The following is an 18541-nucleotide window of genomic DNA, read 5'->3' on the forward strand; positions in this document are numbered from 1 at the left end:
CGCCAGCACCGTCGGCCATGGCGGGGCTCCAGGCCAGGGGGGCCAGGAGGCAGGTCGCGAGAGCGGTCGAGCGCAGCAGGCTTCGCTTCGAGACGATGGCAATTCCTGTCAAGGCCAAGCTCCCCAGATCAGCACCGACGCAGTCGTGCATGTCCCCGGGCATAGCACCCGAGACCAAGGGCGGGTATCGTTGAAACTAGCTATGCCCGCCGCGCCGGGATCGGCCGGTCAGGCCGCGGGCACATGCAAGGCCAGCACGGTTTCGCCGCGCCGCGACCGCGTGTCGAGCGTACCGCCCAGCCGTCCGGCCCGTGCCCGCATCGAGCGCAGGCCGGTGCCCGGGACGGGCGCTTGCGAGGCGGCATCGAAGCCGACGCCATTGTCGTTTATGGCCAGGCTCAGCGTCTCGCCGCGCCGGTGCAGGTCGATGACGACGCGGCTTGCCTGGCTGTGCTTGAGCACGTTGGTCAGGCCTTCCTGCAGGATGCGGACGAGATCGAGGCTTCGCGCGAGCGACAGGTGGCAGTCCTCCAGCCCGGTCAGGTTCCACACGCAATCGATGTCGCGGCTTTCGCATGCCAGCGTGTGGCGGCGGCGCAGCGGCGCGATCCACTCGGCCAGCGACTGGCCGCCCGTCTGGTCGTCGGCGGCGGTGTCGATGATGACCCGCAACTCGTCGCGCAGTTCCTTGAGGACGGACAGGAAGCGATCGGCCGGCAGGTTCTGCGGCGCATGCTCCAGCATGGCGATCGAATTGACCAGGGTGCCGCCCATGCCATCGTGCAGATTGTGGGAAAGGGAGACGCGCTCGGCCAGCCTGGTGTTGGCCAGGGTGACCTCATGCTGCTGATGCAGCGTGAGGCCGAGTTCTTCCCTGGCGGTTTCGATCTTGGCCGTGAGCTCATCGTTGAACCCCTCGATGCGGCGCATATTGGCGACGAAGTTCCAGGCCAGCACCAGCGCCATGCCGACCATCTGAAAGTGGGATGTCAGCGTGACGTAGTAGACATTGCCAAGAAGGATGCCGAGATAGGTCATCAGGTCATGCAGGATGGCCACGATGGTAAGCGCGTTGACGATGTGAAGGACGATGTGGTCCAGCCGATTGCTGCGCCAGGTCAGGCCGATCGACAGGAAACAGGCGCCGATGTAAAGCAGCGACCAGAACAAGGCCAGCAGGTTGAGCATCGGGCCGAGTTGGGAATGCGGCGTGGCAAACAGGGCCGCGGCGCCGATCGCCAGCGCGGCCCACAGCACGGCTTCCCCCCTGGGAAAGCGGCGCTCGGCAAAGCGGATGACAAACAGCACGAAGGCGGCGGCCATGACCATGAAGGAGAGCATGATAAAACGCTGCCAGGTGTCGGTCGCCCCGAACGGCCAGGGGCTCGTCACCACGAAATTGAGCGAATAGCAAAACCACGCAATCGTCATCAGGGCGAACCAGCCATAGGCCTTCAAGCTTCGGCGCAGCAGCCAGACGACGAAGAAAAAGGTGCCAAGCGCCGCGGTGACGCCGAGATAGAAGACCGGCAGTTCGCGGCGAATCCAGAATTGCTGGACAAAATGGGCACGCGTCGCCGAAGGCGGGCCGATCAGGACCGGACCAAGGCCTGGCTGGTACGGCGCTAGGCCCGAGACCCTGATCAGCAGCGTGTTGGTGCCGGCATGCAGGACCGGGGAAGCGAGCTGCCAGTAGCGGGGCACGTTCCATGAGCGCGTCAACGGCTCGACGAGGAATTCGTCGCGGCCGAGTTCCGCGCCGTTGACAGAGATCGATCCGGCCAGTGTCCAGTAGTTCAGCGCGAGGCCTAGCGGCTCGGCCGCGTCGGGCCTGTCGAAGGTGAGGCGATACCAGACCACGCCGTCGAAACCGGGCCAGCGCGTCGCCCAGTCATCGGGCAAGGTCACGCTGGTCCAGCCGGCGGCCGGCGGCGCGGCGGCGTCCCAGCCGGATCGAACGGCCTCGATCGTCTTGAACGGCACGGCCCCGTCGGCGCCGAGGGCGATGCCGCCCGGCGCGAGGAGCAGGAATATCAGGGCAAGAAGCCTTGCGACCGCGCCTCGAAAATCGCTTCCGTCCGGGATTTGACCGACAGCTTCTTGTAGATGTTGCGAATGTGGCATTCGACCGTGAACCTGGAAAGGGAAAGGACCCCCGAAATCTCTCGATTGGTAAGCCCCTTGGCAACGAGGTTGAGGATCTCGACCTCGCGCGGTGTCAAGGGAGGCGGCGGCGCAAGCGCGGGCTTGCCGCGCCCCGGCCTGTCGGTGGAGGAACGGGCGCGCCCGGATGACGCCGGCGCCGACACCAGTTCCAGGATGCGCCGGGCGATGAAGGGATCGATCGGCGCGCCGCCGCGAATGGTGCTGCGGATCGAAAGTGACAGCTCGACGTCGTCGCGCTCCTTCAAGAGATAGCCGGTCGCTCCGGCACGCAGGGCTTCGAGGATGGTGTTTTCGTTGCTCCAGGCCGAGATGACGAGAATCGGCAGCGCCGCGTCGTGCTCGTGCAGGGAGCCGATGAGGTCGATGCCGTTGCCATCGGGCAGGCCGACATCGACCAGCGTCATGGCGAAGGGTTGGTCGACGAGCAGGGCCTTGGCCTGCGCGATCGACCCGGCGAAAAACAGCTCCTCCTGAGCGTAGCCAAGGCCCCTCAGGATCGAGCGCAACCGCACCTGCATCATCGGCTCGTCCTCGACGACAAGCAGCGGGCTCGGCAGCAGTGCTTCCGATGGCAGGTCGATGGCGGGATGTTCCTTGGACGACATGAACCTCGACGCGAATGGCGGCTTTCACCTGTAGCAGCCGGGCGGAAAATACCCAACCGATCGTACCCAGTCTGCCATGGATCGGTTGCCGCCGACATAGCTGGGATCAGGTAGAGCGAGCCGGGTATGGCCGTTTGTAACAGGGGCCATGTGGCGGACCTGTTTCGCGACATCCAACGGTTGCCTCCATGCCCGATCCTGCTGCAATCGGAGGAGAGACAATGCGTCAACATCTGCTGAACGGTTGGCTCGTGGCGGCCCTGGTCGCGACGACCTGCCTGCTCGGTGTGACCGCTTACGCGGAGGTGAAGGAAGACATCTCGCGCGTCGCCTGCACGCGTGGAGGACAGGCTCCTGGCGAGCGGGGCGCACGGTGTGATACCTGTGCCGCCGCGCGATGTGATGTGCGCGCATCAGGAGCCTGAGCGGCAGCCGTCAGGGGACCGCATGAGCGGCAAACCGCCAGCCAAAACGGCGCTTGCATTCGGGCACGATCCGCGCAGCCGAGATAGAATTTCCGATCAGACAAGCCGGATGTTGCGTGCGGGGTTGAATCCCTTGCGGCGAAAGGGTTTCAGACGCGGGCGCCGTCGAATTTTTCGCGCGCCGCCTTGACGCGCATGGTGTTGGCGCGCGCCCATTCGCTCAGTGCGCTGACGGGGATCAGCAGCTCGTGGCCGAGCTCGGTCAGCTCATAATCGACGCGCGGCGGAATGGTTGGAAACACGGTGCGGGTGACGAAGCCGTCACGCTCCAGCCCGCGCAAGGTGGTGGTCAGCATCTTCTGCGAGATGCCGCCGACGGCAGCGCGCAATTCGTTGAAACGCAGCGGTCCGTCGCCCAGCTTGCCGACGACCAGAACGGTCCATTTGTCGCCGACGCGCTGCAGGATTTCCGAGATGGCGCGGCAGTCTTCGGAGCGGTGTGGGTGCCTCGGTAACAAAAAAGTGCCTTCTTGTGCATCGCGTTTGCAGTATCTCATATAGCGCAGGTATCCAAATGATACCAGTACTTCGTGCAAGGAGAGCCCTTATGTCCAAACCCAAAATTGCCATCGTCGTCGGATCGACGCGCGCCGCTCGTTTCGCCGATGTGCCAACCCAGTGGATCGCCAAGATCGCCAAGTCGCATGCCGACATCGATGTCGAGATCGTCGACCTTCGCGACTTCCCGCTGCCGTTCTTCGACGAAGTCGCATCCTCCGCATGGGCGCCGTCGCAGAACGAAGTGGCACAGCGCTGGCAGAAGAAGGTCGCCGAATTCGACGGCTTCATCTTCACCGCCGCCGAATACAATCATGGCCCGACCGCCGTGCTGAAGAATGCCATCGACTACGCCGCCAATGAATGGAACAAGAAGCCGGCCGGCTTCGTCGGCTATGGCAGCGTCGGTGGCGCTCGCGCCGTCGAACAGCTCCGCCTTCATGCCGTCGAATTGCAGATGGCGCCGGTCAAGTCGGCCGTCCATATCGCCTGGGGCGATTTCCTCGCCGTCCGCCAGGGCGAGAAGAAGCTGGAAGACCTCGAGCATCTGAACCAGGCCGCCACAGCTCTGGTCAACGACGTTGCCTGGTGGGCCAAGGTGCTCAAGGCAGCGCGTCAGGCCGACGCCGTCGCCGAGGAAGTCAAGGCGGCCTGACCGCCGGTTCGAATTATCCTCCCAAGGATCCGGGGCGGCGCTTGCGCCGCCCTTTTTCAATTATAACGGCTCAAACCGAAAGCTGGCGCCGGATCGGACGACGCGGCCAACGCCGGGCGAGTCCAGATGCGCGCCGGCAACGAAACAATGATCGTCGGCAGCAAGCGCCAGCAACCGCAACCGGCTTTCGCGCGCCTGGTCCTGATCGGCATCGAATTCCCACGTCACCTCAGGTCGATCGAACTGGAGCGATGGGACGTGAACGGTGTCGCCCCAAATCAGAATGCGTTCGCCACCGCTCGAAACACGAAAGCAGCTGTGTCCCGCTTCATGGCCATGAGCGTCGACAATGTCGACATGTGTCCCGATACGGTCTCCGGCCTCGAAGGGTTCCGCCATGCCGTGAAATCGTTCGAGCCGCGCTTCGGCGCGAAAAAAGCCGAGTTCTTCCCTGGGAACGAGCAAGCGCGCCAGGCGCGGGAAAGCGTCGCGGCCGTCGGCAAGCACAAGACCATGGATGTGGTCGAGATGGGTGTGGGTGAAACAGACGGCACGGACTCGTCCGGCATCGATGCCAGCTTCGTCCAGCGCCTCGGGAAGTCGGCCCATGGTGGGATGCCAGGCGTTCGAGGCACCGGTATCGATCAGGATGATTCCGTCTCCATCGTCAATCGCGAAGGCATTGACGGACAGTCTGAGTTGACCACCAACCAATGCGACTTGTTGCGGCAATTCATCGCCAAATGGCTTGTCGCCGGGTTGCCGAAGCCGTCCGATCGGCATGTCGACATAGCCATCGCGCAAGGAGGTGATGCGCAAGTCACCAAGATCGTAGGTCTGATAAAGGTCGCCCGAAGCCATGCGGTGCATTTTTTCCGATCCGTTCTGCAGACAACCGGCAACATGCGACGGGCCAGCTGCGTCGGCAACCCGCCCCGTCAATTCGATCTGTGCCATGGGTGCGTGCGTCGCCTGCCGTGGCCGGATGATGCAGTCGGCGAGGCGGTCCGTTTCGTTCAACTCGCCGGCATGGTGCTGATACCCTGATGTCACGATAGCCTCGGCCCAATCGGGGTTGGACTGCTACATCGACCGGGCTGCCATCTGGTCGCGCCCTTTGCCCTGATATATCCGGCTGCGATCCGTCACATGAGTGAAGCCGTGAAGACATCCAGCCTGACCGGCGCCGTTTCCCCGATGATCCCGGTGCTCGTATGCGCGCTTGCGATCTTCCTGCTGTCCGGGATGGATGCGGCGATGAAGATCCTGGTCATCGCGGTCGGGGTCTACAACACCTTGCTGTGGCGCAGCATGGTCGCGGCCGTGGTCGCGGGCGCAGCCTGGTTGGCGGGACCACGCTTAAAGCCGACCATTCCGGTGCTGAGGCTGCATGCGCTGCGTGCCGCAATTGTCGGCGTCGTGCTGATATCCTTCTTCTGGGGCTTGGCCAGGCTGCCGCTCGCGGAGGCGATCGGGCTCAGCTTCGTGGCGCCCTTGTTTGCGCTGTTTCTCGCCGCGCTGCTGCTGGGCGAACGGATCCGACGCCAGGCTGTCTGGGCATCATTGGCCGGCATCGCCGGCGTCGCCATCATCATGGCCGGCCAGTTCGGGCAGGCAGACTATTCGCAGGACGCCATGCTCGGCACGGCAGCGGTGCTCGTATCAACCGTGTTCTACGGATACAATCTGATCCTCGCCCGGCAACAGGCGCAGTTGGCCAAGCCGATCGAGATCATGCTGTTCCAGAACCTTTGCGTTGCCATCCTGCTCGGCCTCGCGGCACCCTGGCTTGCCGTCGCCCTGCCGAGCGATCTTTGGCTTCCTTTGGCCGGGGTGACGGTGCTGTCGCTCGCCGGGCAATTCCTGATGAGCTGGTCCTACGCCCGCGCCGAAGCGCAATATCTGATCCCGACGGAATACTCGGCCTTCATCTGGGCGGTCGCGCTTGGCTGGTTCTTCTTCGGCGAGGAGGCGACCTGGACCACGCTGACGGGAGCGTGCCTGATCGTCGCCGGCTGCCTGATCGCCGCGCGGGCCAATCCCAGGCTTGCCGAGCCCATCGAAGTGACGGTTTGAACGTCGACGTTCAACGCCCCGCAGGATCGCGAAATACCCCCTTCTCCACCTCGTGCATGAAGTGAGCGATGAGAGCCGCGCATTGGCGATGATGCGTTTCGAGAAGCATGTGCCCGCTCTCAAAGACATGGATTTCGACGGCGTCGAGATCGCGGCTGTAGGCCATGATCTCGTCCAGCGCGAAGAAGGCGTCGTGGCGCCCCCACAGCACCAGGCATGCTGGCTGTTGGTCGCGGAGATAGGCCTGGATGGCCGGGAAGCGCGCGATGTGCGAGCCATAATCGGTGAAGAGTTCGAACTGAATGTCGGTGTTGCCGGGCCTCGCCAGGCGCTCCGTATCGAGATACCAACCCTCGGGCGGAAACAGCACTTTCAGACGCTCGGGGAGACCACCGATATACTGATTTCGGGTCCCCTCGAAATTCATCCAGTCCGGCAGTCTGGCGCGGTTTTCTTCAGTCGGTTCGGCGAAGAACGCCTTCGGCGCGTCCCATTCCGGTCCCAGCCCCTCGTCATGAGCGTTGCTGTCCTGGGCGATCAGGCCGAGGATGCGATCCGGACGCCGTGTGGCGAGATGATAGCCGACGGGCGTGCCGAAGTCAGTGATGTGGAGGAAGAATCGCTGGAGGCCGAGGGCCTCGATGAAGGCTTCGATCGTGCTGGCCAGGTTGTCGAACGTGTAGTCATAGGCATCGATGGAAGGGGCGGACGAAAAGCCGAAACCGGGCAGATCCGGCGCCACCACATAGGCTGTCTCCGCCAGCGGTTCGATGACATTGCGATAGACGTGCGACGAAGTCGGATATCCGTGCAGCAGCAGGATTGCCGGTCTGCCGGGATCGCCGGCATGACGGTAGAAGATGTCGAGGCCGTCGACATTGATGGTTTCGTGGCGGGTCTTGTAACGATTGCTGCACATCCTCTCCCTCCCAGGGTTCCGCGCCAATCTGGCGACGCGATGGCTTTGACACCACGTATCCGTATGATAGTGGGTACATCATGTAACCGTATAATCCGGTTAATGAGGTTATGTTCCATGGGCGATGCATACACCGAATGGGTACCGGATCACTTCATAGGCGGGCATCCCGCTTTGGACCTGTCGAACGCCGTGTTCGACCGGCGGGCGCCGGCAACAGACAATGAACTCTTCAAGTCCGTCCGGGATGTTGCGAACTGGTTCAGCGCCTCAGGGCTTGCCGACGATCGTCAGGCGCAGGCCGTTACCGAAATAGCGGATGGGCGGTTCGTGGAAGGGGTCCGCGAAATGCGGGAGGCGTCATTTCAGGTTTTCGAGCCAATCGCCGCGGGCAAACCGTCTGCGGTCGAACCGCTCGGCGTGTTGTTCTCGCGCACGGCAAGCTCGCTTGCCGCCGGGTCTATCGAGCTGGATGGCACCAGGCCGGAGCTTGCCCTTGGCCGGTGGCGCGATCCGGACGCCGTCACCGCGTTGCTGGCCATGCTGTCCATCGAAGCGTTCTTCACCCTGCCGCGCGACAGGCTGCATTCCTGCCCTCGCTGTGGCTGGCTTTTCCTCGATACGTCGCGAGGTGGCAAGCGGCGCTGGTGCAGCATGCGCACCTGCGGCAACCGCGAGAAGGTGTCGCGCCACCGAGATCATACCGACGTCTAGACTGGGTTAGCGCACCACGTCGCCTTTGCTGCGGGTGGGCCGGATGCCGGCGCGTCACTCCGGAAGACCGGCCTTGCGAAAACCATCGACGAAATGCTCGAGCGTAGCGGCGTCGCGGAATGGCTCGGTCGTCGCCCAGTGATGGGTTGTGAAATGCGGGTTGCCGACGAGGAACAGTTCAGCCTCTGCGCGCGCCTCGTCGAGCCGGCCGAGTTGGGCCATGCTTGCCGCCAGGAAACGGCGTGAGCTTGTGCGATAGGTCTCGTCACGGCGCAACGTCTCGATCGCGGCTTGGTAGTCGCGCGACGCATATTGCGCCTGGCCGAGCGTCAGATAGTACCAGCTCGCCGGAAACGGGTTCAGCCGGAACGCCTTGCCGATGTGCTCGAGGCCCTCTTCGACCCGTCCGGCCAGGACCGCGATGTCGGACAATGCCGCCCAGGTGTCGGCCTCGTTCGGGTCGAGCTCGATCGCTTTGGCGAATTCCGCATCCGCTTCAGTGAAGCTGCGCTCATAAGCAAGCAGATAAGCCAGGATCCAGCGACAACCGGCGTCGTTGGGATCGATCGCCACCGCCTTGCGCGCCAGCTCCAGGGCAACGCTGCGGGCAGCCTCGGTTGGTCCGCCCCAATGCACCTGTCCCATCCAGTGGTTCATGGCAAGCCAACGATAGGGCTCGGCATAATCAGGATCGAGCGACACCGCGCGCGTCAGCATCAGATGCGCTTCCTGCGCCATCTGCGGCGAGTCGTCGATCAGCTTTCGCGCCCGCACGCAGAGGTCGTAGGCCTCCAGATTTCGCGGCCGATTGCGCGGCGGCGGCGCGCGCAGCCGGCCAAGCAGCGCTTCCACGATCTTGGCCGTCACCTCGTCTTGAACGGCAAAGATATCCTCGAGGCCGCGATCGAAGCGTTCCGCCCACAGATGATCGCCACTCATCGCGTCGACCAGCTGTGCGTTGATGCGCACGCGCCCCGCGGCGCGTCTTGCACTGCCTTCCAACAGGTAGCGCACGCCAAGATCCCCGGCGATCTCGCGCACGTCCATCGCTTTTCCCTTGTAGGCAAAGGTCGAGTTGCGGGCGATGACGAACAGGCCGGAGATTCTGGACAGGTCGGTGATCAGGTCTTCCGTCAACCCATCCACGAAGGGATCCTGCTCGGGATCGTTGCTGAAATTGACGAAGGGCAGCACGGCTATCGACGGTTTGTCGGGCAGCGGCAAGGGTTTTCGCCTGGCCTCGCCCAGCTGTTCGACGGCCCCCGTGAAACGGTAGCCGACGCGCGGAACGGTGGATATCCATTCGCCGTTGTCGCCGACGGGGTCAAGCAGCTTGCGCAGCTGCGCGATCTGGACGGTGAGATTGCCTTCCTCGACGGCCGTGCCCGGCCACGCGGCGTCCATCAGTTCGGCTTTTCCGAGGATTTCGCCGGGCCGCCCGACGAGTGCCGCAAGCAGGCTCAGCCCGCGATAGCCGACGGCAACGGGGACATCGTTCCGAAGCAGCGTTCCCGCACGCGGATCAAGCACGAACGGACCAAAGGCAAAACGCGATCCCTGCATAGGCGCATCTATAGGGCCGCTCTGGCTCGTTTGGAAGTTTTGGGAACTATTTGGGAGGGCTTAATTACGGCGCCGTCCGTATCGCGCAGAATTCAACCTCATCGAGAGCCCCAGGCCCTCAAACCATATGGAGGTTGCCATGACCAATACCCTCACTTGTGCAGCGCGGCCGGGAACGCCCGTGCGGCCAGCATCGCGCCGGCTCCTGAAGACCCTGCGAAGCATCATCGCGAGCTGGCACGATCGGACCTGGCGCGAGCGCATACGCTTTCGCTGGCAGCTCAGGCAAATGTCGAAGGACAATCCGCATCTGATCGACGATATCGGCCTGACGATACAGCAGGTCGAGGAAGAGATCGCCAAGTCCTTCTGGGAACGATAGAGCGAAATGCCGCAAATCGCGTCGACCGTCAGCGCACCGCCTCGCGAGGGGCGCCGGCCAGGCGGGTGGCGATCAGCTTGTCGATGCGGCGGCCGTCGAGATCGACCACCTCGAAGCGCCAGCCCTGCGCGTCGACGCACTCGCCAGTCGCCGGCAGATGGTGCATGTGCGACAGCACATAGCCGGCGACGGTTTCGTAATCGCGGTTTTCCGGCAGGTCGATGCCGAGAATGTCGGCCATCTCGTCGGCCTGCATGTAGCCGGCGAGCAGCCACGAGCCGTCCTCGCGCTTGACCGCGTTTTCCTCGTCGCCGGCGTCGGTGTCGGCGCGGAACACGCCGGTGATGGCTTCCAGAATGTCGGCCGGGGTGACGATGCCTTCGAAATGGCCGTATTCGTCATGCACCAGCGCCATCGGCACGTCGGATTCCTTTAGCTTCTGCAGCACATCGAGCGCGTCGGCCTGGTCGTAGACGATGGGGGCTGCGCGCACATGCCTGCGCGGATCGAGCACGCGGCCGGCAAGCAGTGCGGCCAGCACATCACGCGTCTGGACGACGCCGACCATGACGTCGACGCCGCCGTCGCCTGCCGGCAGGCGCGAATGCTGGGTTTCCATGAGCAGCTTGCGGATGGCCGCCTCGTCGGATTGCAGATTGATCCAGTCGACTTCGGTGCGCGGCGTCATCACCGCGCGCACGGCGCGGTCGCCAAGCCGCATGACGCCGGCGATCATGCGCCGCTCGTCGGATTCGATGGTGCCGTGATGCTCGGCCTCGGCGACCAGCATCTTGATCTCCTCGTCGGTGACCTTTTCCTCGCTTTCGCCGCGCTGGCCGAGCAGCCACAATATGGTGCGGCCGGAGAAGTCGAGCAGGAAGACCAGCGGCGCCGAGACCGTGGCGAGGATGGTCATCGCCGGAGCGACCCTGGCTGCGACCCGCTCGGGATCACGCAACGCGATCTGCTTGGGCACCAGCTCGCCGACGATCAGCGAGAAATAGGTGATGATAGCAACGACGATGCCGACGCCTAGCGGGTCGGCGACAGTCTCGCGGATGCCGGTCGAAGCCAGGAACTGCGCCAGCCGTTCGCCGAGCGTGGCGCCGGAAAAGGCGCCGGAGAGGACGCCGACCAAGGTGATGCCGATCTGCACCGAGGACAGGAACTTGCCGGGATTTGAGCCAAGATCAAGGGCGCGGCCGGCGCCATTGGTGCCGCGGTCGATCATCGCTTTCAGCCTGGCCGGGCGCGACGAGACGATGGCGAGCTCGGACATCGACAAAAGGCCGTTCACGCAGATGAGGACGACCACGATAGCGATTTCGACGTATAACATGAGCGGTCAATAGCATTGTGGCGCGGTCTTCGAAAATAGTCCGGCGTGATTTTTGAGAAATGACCGGTATTTCGCTCACGCGGCATCCCAGGGCGGCGCCGAAAAATGTTCGACGAGGGCGTCGACGACAACCCGCACCTTTGGCGTGAGCGCGCGCGTCACCGGCCAGACGGCATGCACGACGATGTTCTCGACCAGGCAGTCCGACAGCACCATTTCGAGATCGCCGCTTTTGAGGCTGTCGGCGGCCAGCCATGTCGGCAGGAAGGCGATGCCGCAGCCGGCGAGCGCCGCATCCAGCATCGGTTCGCCATGGCCGAGAACGAGCCGCGCCTTGGGCACGAAGGTTGCGAGATGGCCGTCGGAATGTCTGATCACCCAGGGGCGGACGATGCCCTCGCGACCGTAGCCAATGACGCTGTGATCGGCGAGATCCTCGACCGATTGCGGCCGGCCATGCCTGTCGAGATAGTCGCGAGCCGCGCATATGGCCGAGCGCTGAGCGTAGAGGCGCCTGGCCGCTAGCGACAGGCTGTCGTCGAGTTCGCCCATGCGGATCGCCAGGTCGATGCCCTCCTCGATCAGGTCGACGCGGCGGTCATTGAAGGAGACTTCAACCGTCAGGTCCGAAAATTTCCTCGAAATCTCGAACAGCACGGGAGCGACGCAGCGTCGGCCGAAGGCCAGCGGCACGTCGACCCGAAGCCGGCCAGACGGGACCTGCCGACGCGAGGCGAGCAGCGACTGTGCGGCTTCGATCTCGGCCAGGGCCCGGACGCAGGCTTCATAGTAGCTGATGCCTTCGCTGGTCGGGCTGAGACTGCGGGTGGTGCGGTTCAACAAGCGAACGCCGAGCCTCTGCTCCAGCTGCGCGATCGATTTGCCGATCGCCGATTTCGTCACATGCAGCCGCTCGCCGGCGCTAGTGAAGCTGCCGGCCTCCACCGCCTGAACAAACGCGACGGTGCCTTGCAGGTCGGCCGTTTCCATGGCGATTCCCTATTGTCGACTTTTAGTCCGCAATCAGTGTCAAATTATACCGCACGGAAGCACTATTTTCTATAGTCGAAAGGCATAAATGTCCCGCCTGGCATCAATGCACGGAGCGCGAGACGACATGAGCACCCCAATCAACAGATCCTGGCAGATGAGCGGTTTTGGCCTGTCGAGGCTAAGCCAGGTGGAAGGCAAGGTGCCCGAGCCAGGGCCGCACGATTTGCTGGTGCGGACCAAGGCCGTATCGCTCAACTACAAGGACAAGATGATCGTGGACGGCGTGCTGATCCCCGACCTTGCCTTTCCCTTCGTGCCGACATCCGACGCGGTGGGCGAAGTGGTGGCCGTCGGCAGTGCGGTCAGCCGCTTTCAGGTCGGCCAGCGCGTGCTTGGCCAGGTGATCGCCGATTGGCCGGATGGCGACGCACCGCCGGTGCTGCATAAGCACACGCTGGGGTCGTCGCTGTCGGGTATGCTTTCCGATCATGTCATCTTCGGCGAGGACGCCGCGGTGCTGGCGCCGCTGTCGCTCGGCGACATCGAGGCCGCGACATTGCCGATCGCGGCGCTGACGGCCTGGTTCGCCATGGCCGAGGCGACCAAACCGGTGCCGGGTCAGACCATTCTGATCCAGGGCACCGGCGGCGTGTCGCTGTTTGCGCTGCAGTTCGCCACTGCGTTCGGCCTGCGCGCCATCGTCACCTCAAGCAGTGATGAAAAGCTTGAGCGGGCGAGAAAGCTTGGCGCCTGGCAAGGGATCAACTACCGCACGCAACCGGCCTGGGACGATGCCGCGCGTGAGCTGACGAACGGGCTGGGCGTGAACCACGTGCTGGAAATGGTCGGCGGCGACAATGCACGGCGATCGCTGAACGCGCTGGCCGCCGACGGCCGGCTGTCGATCATCGGCCTGCTGGGCGCGATGGAGCTCAGCTTTCCCATCCTGCCCTTCATGCGCAACCGCATCACCGTGCAGGGCCTGTCGATCGGCCATCGCCGTGCTTTCGAGCGCATGAATCAGGCGATCGAGGCGCTGGCGATCAAGCCGGTCATCGACAAGGTTTTTGGCTTCGATGAGGTGCCGCAGGCCTTGCAACATCTGGAGAAAGGGCCGTTCGGCAAGATCGTGATCACCACGACCTGACTTTTGCGATGTCATGGCAACTGCTTCAACACGCCGACAATTGCCTCGCCGTCCGTAAAATAGGGATCGCCGCCGCCATTGCGTCCCGCCTTGGTGGCGCCGACGCCCGATATGTCGCTGGTCGAGAGCAGCATGCCGGCAGTGGCCAGGTCGCGCATCAGGAAATCGCGCTCGGCGTCGATGTCGGGGCCGATATGGTGGGTGACGGCGCCGGTGTCGTGGCTGAAGCCGACGCCGCGATCGAAGCTGGCCGAGCCCAGCCACAGCGGCCGGCCATCGTCGCCGCTTGCATCGGTCTGCCAGAAGCGGACATGATGCCGTCGGTCGGCGCTGATGCCCTCCGGCTTTTCGAAGGCGAGATCCTGGGCACGGCCATCGAACAGCAGCCTGCTGACCGGCGCATCGGGATAGGGGTGGTCGAACAGCACGCTTTCACCGATCTCGATCGCGGTCTTCAGGGTGACGGCGTCGGCGGTGTCCCAGCCGGCGACGGCAAAGGCGTGGACCACCTCCTTCTGCGTGCCGACAAGGCCGACATTGATCGGGTCGCCCGGAATGCCTTGCGGCGTGTGCGTCAGCATCTCGAAGCGATGCGTGCGAAAACCTCGATCGCGGAACGTCCAGAATTCCGGTGCGGCGAAATAGGCGAGCGCCAGATACGCGGCCAACAAGGTCGCCGTCCAGATCATAATGCGTCGCCGAACGCTTCGTTGACTCATGAATGCCGCTCAAATGTTCCGGCATCACATTAGGCGTTGTCATGGCATTCAGGCAAAGGATACCCGGCACCGATCTAACGGCAGGCGCGATAACCGTTCTTGCGGTTCTTGATGTCGAAATGAAAATGGTTGCGGTGGTCGTAATTGTAGCCGGGGCCGAGCACGGTGGTGAAGTACTGGCAGCCGTCGGCGCGCACATTGTTGAGGAAGCCGCGGGTGCGGAAGGCGAACAGGCCGGGCTTGCGCACGTCGATGTCGTCGCCATTGTTGAGCTCGATGCTCATGACGTCGAGCGCATTGCCCTTGCCGTGTTCGGACAGGACGCCTTCGCCGGCAATCCGGCGGCAGGAATAGCTGGAGCCCTGGTGTATGGTCTTGACGCCGGAGAAATAACGCCAGCGGGCGGAGGGAACGAGTTCGTTCTTCGTCCAGCCGGCAAAGGTAGCTGCCATGTCGCAGGTCAGGGTTGCGGCGGGTTTCATCTGGATGTTGCCGATGGCCGAGACCTTGACCGGATAATCGATGCCGCACTGGCCTTCATGGATCGGCGCCAGATCGGTGTAGGCGACATCGAGGCGCTTCAATTGCTGACGGCAGTCGGTTTCGCTGGCCGGCATCTGCTCGACGGGCGACATCGGCTCGTCCATGCGCGGATAAGCGGCCTGCGTCATGTACGGATTGGAAGGGACAAGCTTCTGCATGCCGGCATATTGCGGCACGGCAGCCGTCTGCGCGCCGACGTCGACGGCCGGCTGCAGCGACAGCACACTGCCGGTGTTGCAGGCGGAAAGCGCCGCCAGCGCCAGACCGGCGGTCAGCATTGCTGCATATTTTGACTGGCGCGCGGTGGCGAAAAACACGGCCCGAAATTTGCCGGCCATTGGCGGAATCCCGTTGATGGATATCCGGCATTTTAACGATCAAGGGTAAAGGAAAACTCAGCGTCCGCGTTCATGCCTGCGGCCGAATTGCGGCACGCGGCCTGGATCAGCCATGATCACTGGCAGAACGTTCCGCCATGACGGCGCGGTTCGAGATCGAGATGGAAATGCAGGGAATGATCGGCGTCGGCGCCTGGGCCGAGCACCGTCTTGAAGGGTCCGCAGGCGGCCTTGCGAACATTGTTGAGGAATCTGGCGTCTTTCTCCGGCGGCGCCGGGCCGACCTCGATCTTCTTGCCGTCCGACAGCGTGAAGCTGGCGATGTCGAGCGCGTTGCCGAACGCGTGTTCCGACAGTTTTCGTGTGCCGTTGCGTGGCCGGCAGACAAAAGCCGATGCCTGGCTGATCGATTTCAGGTCCGCACCGAATTCGGCTTTCGCCGCCGGCTGAATGACACCGGCGGCAAAATGCGCCGTTGCCTCGGCCATCTTGCAGTTGAGCTCGGTTCCGGGGGCAATCGCGATCGACTTTCCAAGGGTCTTCAGCACGATGGGGTAGGGAATCGAACAGCCGATTTCGGGCTGGCTTTCCGCCTTGTGCTCTTCGAATTCGACGCCGAGCGTCTTTAGCCGTTCGCGGCATGCGACTTCCTCGGCCGGCATTTTTTCATCTGGCACGTCGGCCGAGCGCGGATCGGGCAGCATCTTCTCCTCGTCCGCGTCCGCCGGCTTTTGCGGTGGCTGCGGGGCGACGGTTGGCGGCTGGGCCTCGGGTTCTGCAATGTCAGGCTTTCGTGTCGGCGTTGGCGCGACGTCCGGCGGCTCCGGCTCGTTTTCCCCGGTTGATGGCTCCGGAGCCAATGGCTCGGGACGTGCCTGCTTTTCCTGGTGGGATTTTTCTTCCTTGAAACGGTCGGGCGCTTCCGCGGCCTTCGGCCCTACGCGCTTTTGCTCCTCGGTCTTTGCAGCTTCAGCCTTTGGTGCGTCCGCCGGGCGTGGTTCGGGCACCGGAATGCCGGGTTGGATTATCGGAGTGCCGGGTTCGGGCACGGGAACATCGGCAGGCGAGGGCAGCGATGCCTGCGTTTTCTGCTGTGTCTGCTTTGGCGTGACCTGCCGGTGGCGCCGTGGTTTCAAACGCTTTCCGCCCCTTGGTTTCAGGGGCTGGTCGGCTCGTGGTGTCAGCGGCTGCTCGACCCGCGGCGTCGGGGGCTTATGATGCCGATGGCGATGTCTCGCCTCGACCGGCATCACCAGCAAGGCCGTGACGGCCACGGTCAACGCAATCCTGCATATTCGGGAAAAGACGATCGACCCCATCGCCCTCAACGGCGCCGACGGCAAGGTGGTTGCCTTGGCCGCATCACGAACGGTAACCGCTCCGTTACGCACCGATCGCTTCCAGCCCTTCCTCCAGCCAGTCGGCGAGCAGCGGCATGCCAAGCAGGTATTTCGCGGTGCGCTTGTTGGCGCGTTCGCGCGCGGCGGCCAGCGCGTCCGCCCATTCGGTGGCGTCGTAGTCGCCGCGACCGACCCAGGCCAACGCGATCAGCTCGGCTGCTTCGTCGACATTGAGGTCGTTGATCAGCTCGCGCAGCTCTTCTTCGGTCAGGTTCTCGGAGCTTTCCTCGGCAAGGCCGTCATGGTGATGGTTGACATGGGACTCGCCGTCGAGTTCGACCTCGTGCTCGGCGCCATCGGCATAGTCTTCATTGACGGCCGCACTCAGTGCCTTGGCCTTGAGGATGAACAGGCGCACCGTGTCGGGGCCGATCGAAAGCTCCCAGTCCTTTTCAAGCCGCCGCTGCAAGGGCCGTCTCCCTCAGGTCGTTTGCCGGATGATAGCGGATTTGCGGCATCCGTCACCTGATGTTCTCCCGCCCGCATTTTTCCGGGATGAAACGCAAGCCGACCGGCGTTAGTATTGCATTCTCACCCCTCCAGGAGGTTTCGATGCATAAAAGAATGCTGATCCAGGCTGCGACCGCGCTTCTCGCGCTGCAGTTCCTCGCTGTTCCCGTGTACGCCGCCGGCAGCGGCGGCAGCGGCGGTGACGAAACCGTCACCCAGTGCAAGAAGGGCCAGGTCTGGGACAAGAAGAAGAAAAAGTGCGTCGCGCCCCAGGAAGGCATGCTCGACGACGACAGCATCTATGATGCAGGCCACGCGCTGGCGATGGCCGGGCGCTATGACGAGGCGATTGCCGTGCTCAGCCTCGCCGCCAACAAGCAGGATCCGCGCATCCTCAACTATCTCGGCTATTCGCACCGCCATTCCGGCCGCGTCACCGTCGGCCTCGGCTATTACGAGGAAGCGCTGCGCATCGATCCGAACTACACGCTGGTGCGCGAATATCTCGGCGAAGCGCATCTGCAGATCGGCGATCTGGCCGGCGCCCAGCAGCAGTTGATGGAAATCGAGAAGCGGACCGGCAAGGGTTCGCGTGAATATGGCATGCTGGCCGAGCAGATCGACCATTTCATGAGAAGCTGAAAAGATCCCAGGGCTCTTCCAAGCGGCCGCGAGCGATCGCGGCCGTTTTTTGTTGCCCCCGGTCTCATTCATCGCCCCCGACTGATGAAAACGGGGATGATTTTAGCAAAACCGATTTTTGGGCGTGAAAAACCCGCTGACATTGCTATATTCAGGGAAATTGCGGTGAAACGGTTCCGTAAGCTCGAGGCTGCCGGACCCGTTTTCTTTTTGTACCCATCGACAAGGCTTTCCCCGATACGCGGGGGTGGCAGCAGGAAAGGCAGGCATCATGAACAAGGTCCCGATGACAGGCGAGGGGTTCGCGTCATTGAAGGAAGAACTGCGCTGGCGCCAGCAGGAAGAGCGGCCGCGCATCATCGAGGCGATCTCCGAAGCGCGCTCGCATGGCGACCTGTCCGAAAATGCCGAATATCATGCCGCCAAAGAGGCGCAGAGCCTCAACGAGGGCCGCGTCAACGAGCTTGAAGATTATATTGCGCGCGCCGAGGTGATCGACGTCAGCAAGCTCAGCGGCGACAAGATCAAGTTCGGCGCCACCGTGGTGCTGGTCGACGAGGACACAGAGGAAAAGAAGACCTACCGGATCGTCGGCGACCAGGAGGCGGACGTGAAGTCCGGCCGCATCTCGATCTCCTCGCCGATCGCGCGTGCGCTCATCGGCAAGGAAGTCGGCGATGCCATCGAGGTCAACGCGCCTGGCGGCGCCAGGGGGTATGAGATCGTCCAGGTGCAGTTCATCTAGGACCTTTGATAATTCTACTGTGGCGGCCGACTACAGCGCCGCGCGTTCTCTCGGACGCGCAAAGGACGCTGTAGGATTTTCAGTTAGCGCATGATCCCTTTCCGAAAATCAATCACGATTTTCGGGGTCATGCGCGGGCGGTTTTCTGCGCTTCCGGTGCTC

General features: G+C 63.3%; 19 protein-coding genes. 7 read left to right on the plus strand and 12 right to left on the minus strand.

Features of this window, described 5'->3' with window-relative positions; genetic code table 11:
* Positions 1 to 228 precede the first annotated feature (228 nt).
* The 3 genes from EN949_RS04255 to EN949_RS04270 all read right to left on the minus strand — a co-directional run bounded on the left by EN949_RS04255 (position 229) and on the right by EN949_RS04270 (position 3714).
* A complete protein-coding gene (locus EN949_RS04255; protein ID WP_164755432.1) occupies positions 229 to 1983 on the minus strand; it encodes a 7TM diverse intracellular signaling domain-containing protein in 1755 nt (584 codons plus the stop codon).
* A gap of 50 nt (positions 1984 to 2033) precedes the next feature.
* Complete coding sequence (locus EN949_RS04260; RefSeq protein ID WP_032899377.1) at positions 2034 to 2771, minus strand: response regulator transcription factor; 738 nt, start codon at positions 2769 to 2771, stop codon at positions 2034 to 2036.
* 574 nt (positions 2772 to 3345) lie between these two features.
* A complete protein-coding gene (locus EN949_RS04270) occupies positions 3346 to 3714 on the minus strand; it encodes a helix-turn-helix domain-containing protein (RefSeq protein WP_024504168.1) in 369 nt (122 codons plus the stop codon).
* Positions 3715 to 3803: 89 nt separating this feature from the next.
* Here EN949_RS04270 and EN949_RS04275 point away from each other — a divergent pair, with 89 nt between their 5' ends.
* On the plus strand, positions 3804 to 4409 hold the full coding sequence (locus EN949_RS04275) for an NADPH-dependent FMN reductase (protein WP_013530052.1): 606 nt from the start codon (positions 3804 to 3806) through the stop codon (positions 4407 to 4409).
* A 60-nt stretch (positions 4410 to 4469) separates the two neighbouring features.
* On the opposite strand, the gene EN949_RS04280 is transcribed toward EN949_RS04275, so the two are convergent.
* On the minus strand, positions 4470 to 5366 hold the full coding sequence (locus EN949_RS04280; protein WP_348630574.1) for an MBL fold metallo-hydrolase: 897 nt from the start codon (positions 5364 to 5366) through the stop codon (positions 4470 to 4472).
* Between the two features lie 192 nt (positions 5367 to 5558).
* Here EN949_RS04280 and EN949_RS04285 point away from each other — a divergent pair, with 192 nt between their 5' ends.
* Complete coding sequence (locus EN949_RS04285) at positions 5559 to 6485, plus strand: DMT family transporter (RefSeq protein ID WP_127366204.1); 927 nt, start codon at positions 5559 to 5561, stop codon at positions 6483 to 6485.
* Positions 6486 to 6495: 10 nt separating this feature from the next.
* Here EN949_RS04285 and EN949_RS04290 read toward each other — a convergent pair whose 3' ends face one another.
* Complete coding sequence (locus tag EN949_RS04290; protein ID WP_127366203.1) at positions 6496 to 7404, minus strand: alpha/beta hydrolase; 909 nt, start codon at positions 7402 to 7404, stop codon at positions 6496 to 6498.
* A 117-nt stretch (positions 7405 to 7521) separates the two neighbouring features.
* Here EN949_RS04290 and EN949_RS04295 point away from each other — a divergent pair, with 117 nt between their 5' ends.
* On the plus strand, positions 7522 to 8118 hold the full coding sequence (locus EN949_RS04295; protein ID WP_127366206.1) for a CGNR zinc finger domain-containing protein: 597 nt from the start codon (positions 7522 to 7524) through the stop codon (positions 8116 to 8118).
* A gap of 54 nt (positions 8119 to 8172) precedes the next feature.
* Here EN949_RS04295 and EN949_RS04300 read toward each other — a convergent pair whose 3' ends face one another.
* Positions 8173 to 9681 (minus strand): winged helix-turn-helix domain-containing tetratricopeptide repeat protein, encoded by a 1509-nt coding sequence (locus tag EN949_RS04300; protein ID WP_127371296.1) that lies wholly within the window; start codon positions 9679 to 9681, stop codon positions 8173 to 8175.
* A 139-nt stretch (positions 9682 to 9820) separates the two neighbouring features.
* On the opposite strand from EN949_RS04300, the gene EN949_RS04305 reads away from it, so the two are divergent.
* On the plus strand, positions 9821 to 10063 hold the full coding sequence (locus tag EN949_RS04305) for a DUF1127 domain-containing protein (RefSeq protein ID WP_127366201.1): 243 nt from the start codon (positions 9821 to 9823) through the stop codon (positions 10061 to 10063).
* A gap of 28 nt (positions 10064 to 10091) precedes the next feature.
* Here EN949_RS04305 and EN949_RS04310 read toward each other — a convergent pair whose 3' ends face one another.
* A complete protein-coding gene (locus tag EN949_RS04310; protein WP_024504164.1) occupies positions 10092 to 11402 on the minus strand; it encodes a hemolysin family protein in 1311 nt (436 codons plus the stop codon).
* Positions 11403 to 11477: 75 nt separating this feature from the next.
* Positions 11478 to 12392, minus strand: a complete 915-nt coding sequence (locus tag EN949_RS04315) for a LysR family transcriptional regulator (RefSeq protein WP_127371317.1) — start codon at positions 12390 to 12392, stop codon at positions 11478 to 11480.
* 127 nt (positions 12393 to 12519) lie between these two features.
* Here EN949_RS04315 and EN949_RS04320 point away from each other — a divergent pair, with 127 nt between their 5' ends.
* The gene (locus EN949_RS04320; protein WP_127367787.1) at positions 12520 to 13542 is read left to right on the plus strand and encodes an NAD(P)-dependent alcohol dehydrogenase; all 1023 of its coding nucleotides are present in this window, start codon (positions 12520 to 12522) and stop codon (positions 13540 to 13542) included.
* 11 nt (positions 13543 to 13553) lie between these two features.
* Here the strand turns inward: EN949_RS04320 and EN949_RS04325 are convergent, their stop codons facing one another.
* The 4 genes from EN949_RS04325 to EN949_RS04340 form a co-directional block, all read right to left on the minus strand.
* The gene (locus EN949_RS04325; RefSeq protein WP_024504161.1) at positions 13554 to 14261 is read right to left on the minus strand and encodes an LssY C-terminal domain-containing protein; all 708 of its coding nucleotides are present in this window, start codon (positions 14259 to 14261) and stop codon (positions 13554 to 13556) included.
* A gap of 74 nt (positions 14262 to 14335) precedes the next feature.
* On the minus strand, positions 14336 to 15142 hold the full coding sequence (locus EN949_RS04330) for an extensin family protein (RefSeq protein ID WP_013530062.1): 807 nt from the start codon (positions 15140 to 15142) through the stop codon (positions 14336 to 14338).
* 116 nt (positions 15143 to 15258) lie between these two features.
* The gene (locus tag EN949_RS04335) at positions 15259 to 16392 is read right to left on the minus strand and encodes an extensin family protein (protein WP_164755470.1); all 1134 of its coding nucleotides are present in this window, start codon (positions 16390 to 16392) and stop codon (positions 15259 to 15261) included.
* A 133-nt stretch (positions 16393 to 16525) separates the two neighbouring features.
* A complete protein-coding gene (locus EN949_RS04340; RefSeq protein WP_013530064.1) occupies positions 16526 to 16951 on the minus strand; it encodes a DUF3775 domain-containing protein in 426 nt (141 codons plus the stop codon).
* Between the two features lie 143 nt (positions 16952 to 17094).
* On the opposite strand from EN949_RS04340, the gene EN949_RS04345 reads away from it, so the two are divergent.
* Together EN949_RS04345 and greA are read left to right on the plus strand one after the other, a co-directional pair.
* A complete protein-coding gene (locus EN949_RS04345) occupies positions 17095 to 17634 on the plus strand; it encodes a tetratricopeptide repeat protein (RefSeq protein WP_013530065.1) in 540 nt (179 codons plus the stop codon).
* Positions 17635 to 17905: 271 nt separating this feature from the next.
* Complete coding sequence (greA, locus tag EN949_RS04350; protein ID WP_013530066.1) at positions 17906 to 18379, plus strand: transcription elongation factor GreA; 474 nt, start codon at positions 17906 to 17908, stop codon at positions 18377 to 18379.
* The last annotated feature ends 162 nt before the right edge of the window (positions 18380 to 18541 follow it).

This window comes from Mesorhizobium sp. M7A.F.Ca.US.007.01.2.1, assembly GCF_003998165.1.
Classification (GTDB): Bacteria; Pseudomonadota; Alphaproteobacteria; order Rhizobiales; family Rhizobiaceae; genus Mesorhizobium; species Mesorhizobium ciceri.